10 protein-coding genes are annotated in these 9,141 nt (G+C 35.0%); 8 read left to right on the top strand and 2 right to left on the bottom strand.

Going from position 1 to position 9,141, the window contains the following annotated elements; all coding sequences use genetic code 11:
- Positions 1-103 precede the first annotated feature (103 nt).
- Positions 104-871 carry an AraC family transcriptional regulator gene (locus tag E2R68_RS12175; RefSeq protein WP_134277957.1) on the bottom strand — a complete coding sequence of 256 codons (768 nt, stop codon included), beginning with the start codon at positions 869-871 and terminating at the stop codon, positions 104-106.
- Between the two features lie 176 nt (positions 872-1,047).
- On the opposite strand from E2R68_RS12175, the gene E2R68_RS12170 reads away from it, so the two are divergent.
- From E2R68_RS12170 to eat, 3 genes are read left to right on the top strand one after another with little or no spacing between them, the layout of a single operon-like run.
- A complete protein-coding gene (locus E2R68_RS12170) occupies positions 1,048-2,445 on the top strand; it encodes an ethanolamine ammonia-lyase subunit EutB (protein WP_134277956.1) in 1,398 nt (465 codons plus the stop codon).
- On the top strand, positions 2,445-3,290 hold the full coding sequence (gene eutC, locus E2R68_RS12165) for an ethanolamine ammonia-lyase subunit EutC (RefSeq protein ID WP_134277955.1): 846 nt from the start codon (positions 2,445-2,447) through the stop codon (positions 3,288-3,290). Before E2R68_RS12170 ends, eutC begins: the two co-directional genes overlap by 1 nt.
- Positions 3,291-3,329: 39 nt before the next feature.
- The gene (eat, locus tag E2R68_RS12160; protein WP_208380233.1) at positions 3,330-4,721 is read left to right on the top strand and encodes an ethanolamine permease; all 1,392 of its coding nucleotides are present in this window, start codon (positions 3,330-3,332) and stop codon (positions 4,719-4,721) included.
- A gap of 434 nt (positions 4,722-5,155) precedes the next feature.
- Here eat and E2R68_RS12155 read toward each other — a convergent pair whose 3' ends face one another.
- Positions 5,156-5,443 carry a pyocin activator PrtN family protein gene (locus tag E2R68_RS12155; protein ID WP_134277953.1) on the bottom strand — a complete coding sequence of 96 codons (288 nt, stop codon included), beginning with the start codon at positions 5,441-5,443 and terminating at the stop codon, positions 5,156-5,158.
- Between the two features lie 948 nt (positions 5,444-6,391).
- Between E2R68_RS12155 and E2R68_RS12150 the strand changes: the two genes are divergently transcribed.
- The 5 genes from E2R68_RS12150 to E2R68_RS12130 all read left to right on the top strand — a co-directional run bounded on the left by E2R68_RS12150 (position 6,392) and on the right by E2R68_RS12130 (position 9,113).
- Positions 6,392-7,327 carry a hypothetical protein gene (locus E2R68_RS12150; RefSeq protein WP_134277952.1) on the top strand — a complete coding sequence of 312 codons (936 nt, stop codon included), beginning with the start codon at positions 6,392-6,394 and terminating at the stop codon, positions 7,325-7,327.
- A gap of 89 nt (positions 7,328-7,416) precedes the next feature.
- Positions 7,417-7,788, top strand: coding sequence for a hypothetical protein (locus E2R68_RS12145; RefSeq protein ID WP_134277951.1), 372 nt, complete (start codon positions 7,417-7,419; stop codon positions 7,786-7,788).
- A 13-nt stretch (positions 7,789-7,801) separates the two neighbouring features.
- Positions 7,802-8,215 (top strand): hypothetical protein, encoded by a 414-nt coding sequence (locus tag E2R68_RS12140; RefSeq protein ID WP_134277950.1) that lies wholly within the window; start codon positions 7,802-7,804, stop codon positions 8,213-8,215.
- Between the two features lie 45 nt (positions 8,216-8,260).
- Positions 8,261-8,707, top strand: coding sequence for a hypothetical protein (locus E2R68_RS12135; protein ID WP_134277949.1), 447 nt, complete (start codon positions 8,261-8,263; stop codon positions 8,705-8,707).
- Positions 8,697-9,113, top strand: a complete 417-nt coding sequence (locus E2R68_RS12130; protein WP_134277948.1) for a hypothetical protein — start codon at positions 8,697-8,699, stop codon at positions 9,111-9,113. The genes E2R68_RS12135 and E2R68_RS12130 overlap by 11 nt, the downstream gene beginning before the upstream one ends.
- Positions 9,114-9,141 lie beyond the last annotated feature (28 nt).

Below are 9,141 nucleotides of genomic sequence, written 5' to 3'. Positions count from 1 at the left end.
ATCAAAGAAATGGACGATGCCAATAAGAAATTGGAAAACGGCCTTGAATCGTTTTATGATAACGTTCGAAGACCGTCTTAAAGACTACGTTTAAAAACCGCAGTTACACAGAATTATTTACAGGGTCATTGGTTATTTTGCATAACTCAGTCACAGTTAATGGATACTGGTTATTTTTTTTAATGTAATTGTTCACATTAGCGATGACTCGTTGCTTTGTGTAATGCGTGATATTTAATTCCGTATTGTCATATTCTAACTTCCCTAATAAATCGATAACCTTGGATGTAATGAGTGGTGCTAATGTTTTTAATCTAGAGGGTTTATTATTCTGAAATAGTTCATGACCGTTGAGCAATAAGTCAATTAATTTTGTTAATTCATAGCTTACATAATGGTTGGGTTTTGAAGCTGTAATTTTTGTGTTTATCTTCTGCCATAGTTCAAGATCAGAACCAAACATTCCATTGTAAAGAGTCGCTTTATTTATCACTAATCCATAGATGTGAAAATCAGATGGTGTTATCAATTCGAATGGAATGTTTGAAGGACGCGTCATTATCTGGTCAGTAAGAATTTTATCATTATTAATTCTAGGTCTTTGTGCTTGTTGTGAGAAACCAAGCCATAAACTTTCCTCTTTTACATTACATTCTTGTTGTAATATGCGGCTAGTAAATTCTTCAAAAAAATGAATTCCCTCTAACTTTAATTCATCAAGGTAACCATTAAATATACCACTACCATGTTGATTATAATGTTGCTCCCATTGAGATAGACTTTCTGCTTGCTGATTAACATCAAAAGTAAAAGATTTGCACCTCTCCAGTGCAAGAGCGCTACTTTGTTGGTACTGCTTTACATCAGTCATTTTTTTACCCTCCTACATAGGCGCATCAATTTGATGCATAGTAATCATAATTAACTGTTTTTAAATGCTTTCTTGCCTTTGCATAATTCCGTCGGCTATTTGGAACGTTCTTCGCTTCTATTACTTCATATAGGTTGCAAAGTTTGCGCCGAATTTGTTTTTTAGGGGTATTTAAGATGTCTAGTTACCGTTATCAGCTTGGTTCTCATGTTTATCAATTTGATAATCTTGCTGACTTGATGGCAAAAGCTTCTCCATTGAGATCTGGTGATCAGTTAGCTGGTGTTGCTGCTCTTTCTTCGGAGCAACGAGTTGTTGCACAAATGCTGTTAGCTGAGTTGCCATTAAAAACATTTTTGCAAGAGACGCTTATTGCTTATGAGAGTGATGAAATTACGCGTTTAATTATTGATGAGCATGATGCTGTTGCTTTTGCGGAAATCTCTCATTTAACGGTTGGTGACTTCCGTAATTGGCTTTTGCAAGAAACAACCACTTGCATAGAATTAGCACGTATTCGTCAAGGTATTACACCTGAAATGGTAGCGGCAGTAAGTAAAATTATGCGTAACCAAGATCTAATTTTGGTCGCTAAAAAATGTAGCGTGATCACGAAATTTCGTAACACTATTGGTTTGCCTGGTCATTTATCAACTCGTTTACAGCCTAATCATCCTACAGATGATGTTAATGGCATTGCTGCAACTATTTTTGATGGCTTGATGTATGGCAGCGGTGATGCGGTATTAGGTATTAATCCTGCAACTGATAGCGTCTCTCAGGCCGTTAAATTAATGAAGTTAATGGATGATGTAATCCAACACCATGAAATTCCTACTCAATCTTGTGTATTAACTCATGTAACAAATACCATTGAAGCCATTGAACTTGGAGCCCCTGTTGATTTAGTTTTTCAATCCATTGGTGGTACAGAGGCAACAAACCAAGGATTTGGAGTAAATCTCAATGTGTTAGCTGAAGCTCATCAAGCGGCATTGGAATTAAAGCGCGGCACTGTAGGCAATAATGTTATGTACTTTGAAACTGGCCAAGGTAGTGCTTTATCAGCTAATGGTCATCATGGTGTTGATCAGCAAACCTGTGAAACTCGTGCTTATGCCGTCGCTCGAAAGTTCAAGCCATTATTAGTTAATACTGTTGTTGGATTTATCGGTCCAGAGTATTTGTTTGATGGTAAACAAATTATTCGTGCTGGTTTAGAAGACCATTTTTGTGGAAAGCTACTGGGTCTACCGATGGGATGTGATATTTGTTATACCAATCATGCTTATGCCGATCAAAATGATATGGATAACTTATTAACTTTGTTAGGTGTTGCTGAATGCTCTTTCATCATGGGAATCCCCGGTTCGGACGATATTATGTTGAATTATCAAACCACTTCTTTCCATGATGCACTTTATGCAAGGCAGGTTTTAGGTCTACGTCCAGCGCCAGAATTTGATCAATGGCTAAAAAATATGCACATCTCCCCTATAGATAATTTGACTCAATTAAATAAAAAACTGCCTAAAAGATTTGCTCAACCACTACAGCTAATTAAGGAACTTTAATGAGTACTTTAGAATGTCTTGTAGAAGAAAAAAATAACAAAATTGTTCATAAGGATGCTTGGGAAAAATTACGTCAATTCACTGATGCGCGTATTGGACTTGGACGTGTAGGTACTAGCATCCCTACGGCAGAATTATTGCGCTTTCAATTGTCACATGCACAAGCGATTGATGCAGTTCATGTTCCATTAGATATTGATGAATTATGCCTGCAGTTTTCCTCTTCAGAATTATTAACACCTTATTTACCACTACAGAAGCTGCATAGTAAAGCACGCGATCGAATGGAATATTTACAGCGTCCAGACTTAGGGCGGCAATTAAATGAAGCCTCTATATCTTCATTAGAGTCTTCAGTAGATGCGCGTTATGACTTGGTATTTGTTATTGCAGATGGGTTGTCTTCTTATGCCATTAGCCATCATGCCAAACATTTTTTAGAAATGTTGATTAGTCGTCTTACTGAAGATACGAGTAAGCATTGGAATATCGCACCAATTTATGTTGTTCAACAAGGTCGTGTTGCTGTGGGTGATGATGTTTGTGAAACCTTAAATGCAAAGCAAGTTGTATTGTTAATTGGTGAACGTCCTGGATTAAGTTCTCCAGATAGCATGGGGTTATATATGACATGGAATGCTAAACGAGGTGTTGAAGACTCTCTGAGAAATTGTATTTCTAATATCAGGCCACAAGGACTTACATATCAAGCGGCAACACATAAGGCACATTATTTATTAACTGAATCACATCGAAGAGAAGTATCAGGAGTGAGCTTAAAAGACCGTTCAGAAGACTTGCTTATTGAATCAATAAATACACAAAAATTTTGTTTAACAAGTTAATTTTTTAACTACTTCATTAATACCTAAGAGGGAAATATTATGTCTAATAACGAAGAGTATCTAGCTCAAAGACAATTAAAAAAAGGAGCGGCTGGTTGGATCTTACTTGCTGGTTTAGGTGTTTCATATGTAATTTCTGGTGATTTTGCAGGCTGGAACTTCGGTATTGCCCAAGCTGGTTGGGGTGGATTTATTGTTGCAGCTATTTTAATGGGAGTTATGTATTTAACGTTAGTTTTGTCGCTAGCGGAAATGTCTGCTGCTATTCCTGCTGCTGGTGGTGGTTATAGTTTTGCTCGTCAAGCAATGGGGCCTGCTGGTGGATACCTAACAGGGTTAGCGGTGTTAATTGAATATACATTAGCACCGGCTGCAATTGTTATTTTTATTGGGTCGGCTGTGAATGAATTGATAGGAGTCGATGGCCCAGTTATCTATGCTGTTTTCTATCTTCTTTTTGTCGGAATTCATATATTTGGAGCAGGTGAAGCACTAAAAGTGATGATGGTCATTAGTGCATTAGCTGTACTTGCCATTATTGCTACAGGCGTTGCTTTATTACCTCATTTTAATGTCGATAATTTATTCAATATTGAAGCAATTGCTGGAGGAACTGAGTTTTTACCAATGGGATATTATGGTGTTTGGGCTGCTTTACCTTTTGCAATGTGGTTATTTTTAGCCGTTGAAGGTGTTCCATTAGCAGCAGAAGAAGCTAAAGATCCTGCGAAAGATGTGCCTAAAGGTATTATTGCTGCAATGATTTTCTTATTATTTACCGCGACACTTGTTGTCGTACTTGTTGCAGGTGCAGCTGGCGCTCAAGTGACAGGTGCTAGTGCTGTTCCTTTAGTTGATGCGCTGAACATAACTGGTAATCCTAATCTTGCGACATTTGTTAATGTATTGGGATTAGCGGGTTTAGTCGCTTCTTTTTTCTCAATTATTTATGGATATAGTCGCCTTGTTTTTGCTCTTTCTCGTGCAGGTTATTTACCACAAAAATTATCTTTAACAAGTAAGCGAAAAGTGCCAGTTCGTTCATTAATTTATCCCGGTATTTTAGGTTTTTTACTCTCTTTAACGGGAGAAGGGGATCTAATGTTATCAATGGCTGTTGTTGGGGCAACCGTTTCATACGCGATGATGTCGGGTAGTCATATTTTATTACGAATTAAACAGCCGAACTTAAATCGTCCATATAAAACTCCTGGCGGTATTGTTACTTCAGGCATTTCATTTGTTTTATCATTAATCGCATTAACGGGTGTATATGCTTATGACGTAAGAGCCTTTTACTTTACATTGCTATTGTTTCTTATTGGTATGATTTATTACACTTTTATTGGTCGTAATAACTTAGTTGCTAGCTCGGCTGAAGAAGAGTTTGCTTTGTTATCTCAAGCTGAAGGTGAACTTGCTACCAATTAACTTAAATTAATGAGTTAGTCATAACCCTAAACTTATATCCATATTAGTTTAGGGTTATTTTTTTGTGTGATGAATAATTTATTAAATTAAGAGGATGATTTCCTAGAACATTCTTAAAGGCTATTTCTCTGTTATAATGATGCAATCTAAAAAGCCATTAAAATTAAATTTTTAATTGGTTACTTTTGTCTATCTTATTTTGAGACTCATTCTTTTATGCCAAGTTACCCAACAAACCGCTTTTCAATAGCCCCCATGCTTGATTGGACAGATCTTTAATTTAAGTTGTTGTTTATTATTGATTTTGTTGTTTTTTGTATAATTTGGGATCGTGTCTGGGATGTTTTTCTTTATGGGATCATAAATTGAATTAGGGTTAAAAGTGGCGCTAACTCCATCTAAAAGATGAAGTAGCACCGATTTCGACAAACACATTAGCGATACTGATATTCATTCCATAAACCTCTAGCCTCATTCGTGCGCTTATCTATATACTTCACTAATTCCACCAGATGAACAACATAAGGAGACTTTTGACTCATACCCATCTTAAAGCAAGGAAAAGGTAACTCGTTACTTTTAGCCTTTCTTTTAGCGGTATTAACAGCAATCCCCAAATACGATTCAGCCAGTTCTTCTACTGGTATTAACAGTCTATTACTAAACTGAGCCAATAAAATGTGGTGAGTCATAGTTACAGTATTTTCTTGTTTCTTTTTCATAGTGGACCCCAATTAAAAGCGGGTCTAGTAAGCCGATATTAAAATCGGCAGTGTGAGACATCCATTTACTCATCACGATTGAAACAATACCAACTCGAATCTTTTCTGTCTATATTCCCAAGTAATCACTTATTGAAAAAGGGTTGTTGCACAGTATTTTTATAAAAAAGAAAAACAGAAATGAAATTTTTTTACTTGTCAATAATTAAAAAATTTATTTGTTGACTTGAGTATGTGTTTAATGTTATTATATGCTCAAGCTAAATCTTATAGGTGAATTTCACTATATGAGGATGTATATTTAGTCAACTGCATAGAATGGATATTCTTTAGATACACGCAGAATCAAAGGTTAATCTTGGACTAACTCTCCAAAGTGGACTCACTCTCCAATTAGCCACCAAATAGAGAACACAAAAGTTGTTCTCATATCAAAGAAAACCTATTGAGGTTTTCTTTTAGAAAGATGATTTTTTACTTACATTAACAGAGGAGTATTAAGTTTAGAGACATTTTAATTACACAAAATAGATCCAATTATTTATCGGTTAACGCTGGCTTATTGTGCCTGTTAGTCGAAAAGTAACTAATGCAATCAATACAAAAGTATTGGTGTGATCTGGTGTTTTTATTATACCTGTTTTAACTTGATACCTGACGTAAGTAACTATTTCATCTGAATTGGTGGTTTAATTTAGAAGGAGAGTTATATGTCAACACAATCAATCACACCCCAAAATAGAACCCTGTCACCTATGTATATCATCGGTGAGGTTTTACTGCGTCTAAAATTCGCTAACAAAATATTTCACTCCTTATATTTAATGCATTTCCCATAGTGCAAGGCTCAGTTCGTCCGAACTTAGTTTTTAAATAACACAAACAATCATTAAAAAAATTACGCCCGCTGGGTGGGGCTTTTTGCACCCTAAATATAAGGAAAACACTATGAAATACACAACATTATACCGCAATCAACAAGAGCTAATTAAATCATCCCCAACGGGTAGAAAGGCATTAAAAGCCCTTTTTGGTAATAAGCCTGTGAGCTTTCAAAAATATGCCCACACAATGAAAGACATATTTAATAATGGTTCAGAAAAAGGAAAAAACTCCACTAAACTTCTTAATGAAGAATTGCAATGGCATAAAGGGGGCGCTCCAGTTGTTTTTCTAGAAACACAAGAGCTTGTTCGCTACTTATATGAAGCAAAGTTTAATTATGAAAAAGACTTTAATGTAGCACCTCCCTTTCAATCATTTGTAATGGCATTTCCTGAGCATACAGAAATTAATGGTGTGGCGCTTAAAAGTGCGCTTATTACTATTATGACTCGTGATGAGTTTATCAATCTTTATGGGCCTTCTGTCACTACGTTATTAGATTTCTTCAATACTGATTATGACGATGATGAGCTATGCATTAGCGTTAACTATACAACTTCTAGTGGTCGTGTCGATACGAACTTTAGTCACTTATCCAGCCTCACTACAACATTCAAAAGAAATGCAATTAATCCACTTCCAAATAACGGCACAAATATGCTGGAAGCCCTTACCAAAATAGCGCTTGCCTTGTGTGTTTATCACAGTGCGACTGATGGTAAAAAGTTGGAAAAAGGCTACCCATCTTCTGCTATTTCCCTACCTAAAAGTAAATCTAAAGGAAGTTATAAAGCCGTAACCATTCGCTCATTTAAAGAAAAACAAAGCAGTGATGGTGATAGCACAAGAAAAATTACACATCGCATTCCGCATTACAGAAACCTAAGAGCAGAAAGGTTTTATAAAAAAGATAAATACAAAAATATGAAGCGTGGAACTCGTTGGACGTTTGTTAAAGAAGTCGATGTTTACGGCAGTTTGAACACCTTACTGAGTTAATTTTATTGGAAGCCAATGATGATGAGCAAAATAAAAATGAAACAAATTAATAACCAAAAATTACCCACAAAAACAGAGGAGAAATAAATATGTGTGTATTAGGAATTATGAAAGAGATGGCAAAAGAGTGTGAGAGTTTTGAGAGTGATCGCCACTTGTTGGCGACATCAATGCGATTTTTCGTAGATCTTGATCTATTGAGACATCGCAGAGAAGAGCTGAAAGAAACACTGGAACTGCTCTTATTAAATGAGTGCCTTGGTGCAATTCGACTTGAATATTTAATCAATGAGTTCATTGAAGAAGCTGATGATCTTGAGCATATCTTTGATGAGCTTACGGAAGATCATATTGATGCAAAACTTCATTTTAGCTTGCTGATTAGAACACTTCAATGCACTGCCAGTTTCTTTGAAACGGTATTAAATATGTTTAACAACTTACAACAAACCAACCACTAAAGAGGATAACAATATGGAAAATATAAACAAATATAACAACTTAGCAAATCAACACCCTAAACATTTAGCATTAATCGAAACCTTATTCCATCAAGGCGAATTAAAGGAGATGTTATTGAGGCTGTCTAAAGAAAAAATAGATTTTATGTCGATCCCTAATGAAGAAAATGGCTTTGCCTGCGTTTCTTCGAGAGATGTAAAAAGGTTTACAAAAGACGGCTTTTGTTTGATTGAAAAAGACAAAATTATGCTATTTGGACTCACAGAATATTTAGCTGATAAAGAAATAGCATTTGGAAAGAAAATAGCGAAAAAGATTAAATGTAAAGCTCTGAAAAAATTAGCTAACTCGTTAATTGAAGATTTTGAGTTTTCTTATCAGCTTGAAGAGATGAAAAACAATGGTGTGCAAATCATTCAACTTTAACAGGAACTTAACGCAACAAGGAGGTTGCATTTATGGAGAAAAAAAATGTGTAAAGAAAAAAATATAACTGTATTTGACGAAGAAATTAACGCAAAAAGAGCCTTAATTAAGCTTGAAAAAGTAGTAATTGATTATGGAGGTTGGTTTTGGCACGAAGAACTAACAGATATTGAGCAATTAGAAGAAAAAATTGATGATTGTTTTTCGTGTAAAACGCCTGACTTTGAATATTTTGCTTTAGAAATATTGAAATACTTAGAAGTCATTAATGAATATCACGTTGTTCAAACTGAAACTATTCAGTTTAAAGGTGATATTTGGTGTGATGAAGAAGAGTTTCTTTCGAGAGGTGGAAATGATGATTTTGATAGTTTTGATGAATATCTTGAATATAAAAAAACTGAAATATTTGAAGATTTAAGAGAGATACTGATCACCGAGTTAATTGATATTCACACTAAATCTGGTAAGGAGATCAGTAATGAAAAATAAATTATTAAAATTACAACCAAACTGTGAATATGAAACGGCTATGTATATCAATAGACTTGGTATCTGTAATGGCAAAGGCATAAATATTAAATATATATTCATAAGAAATGGAAAAGAGTTCGTTGAAGTTATGCATTTTGCAAGAATGATATTAAATAACTTGGATAGTTCAAAAATAGATTATATATGTCGTAATGCTAAAGGAGATATTCAAAAAGCTTATAGTAATTTGGTTGATATTCTTAAACAGCAAGTTCATTTTGAGTTTCTTCAAGGGTTTTCGCTTGATGATATTGATATTTGGGCTGATGACGTAAATGATACATCTAACCCTTTGTTTTCGGGCATTATGCTCTTCTGTGAAGAGAATTGGGTATATGATAAAGTAGAGGATTTTGCCAAGTAACGTAAGATTAGTTTGGACTAATGTAACG

Origin of the sequence: Psychromonas algarum, assembly GCF_004376845.1 — a bacterium.
Taxonomy (GTDB): Bacteria; Pseudomonadota; Gammaproteobacteria; order Enterobacterales; family Psychromonadaceae; genus Psychromonas.
Note: the sequence above shows the minus strand (reverse complement) of the source record. Positions and strands in the feature narration are given on the sequence as shown.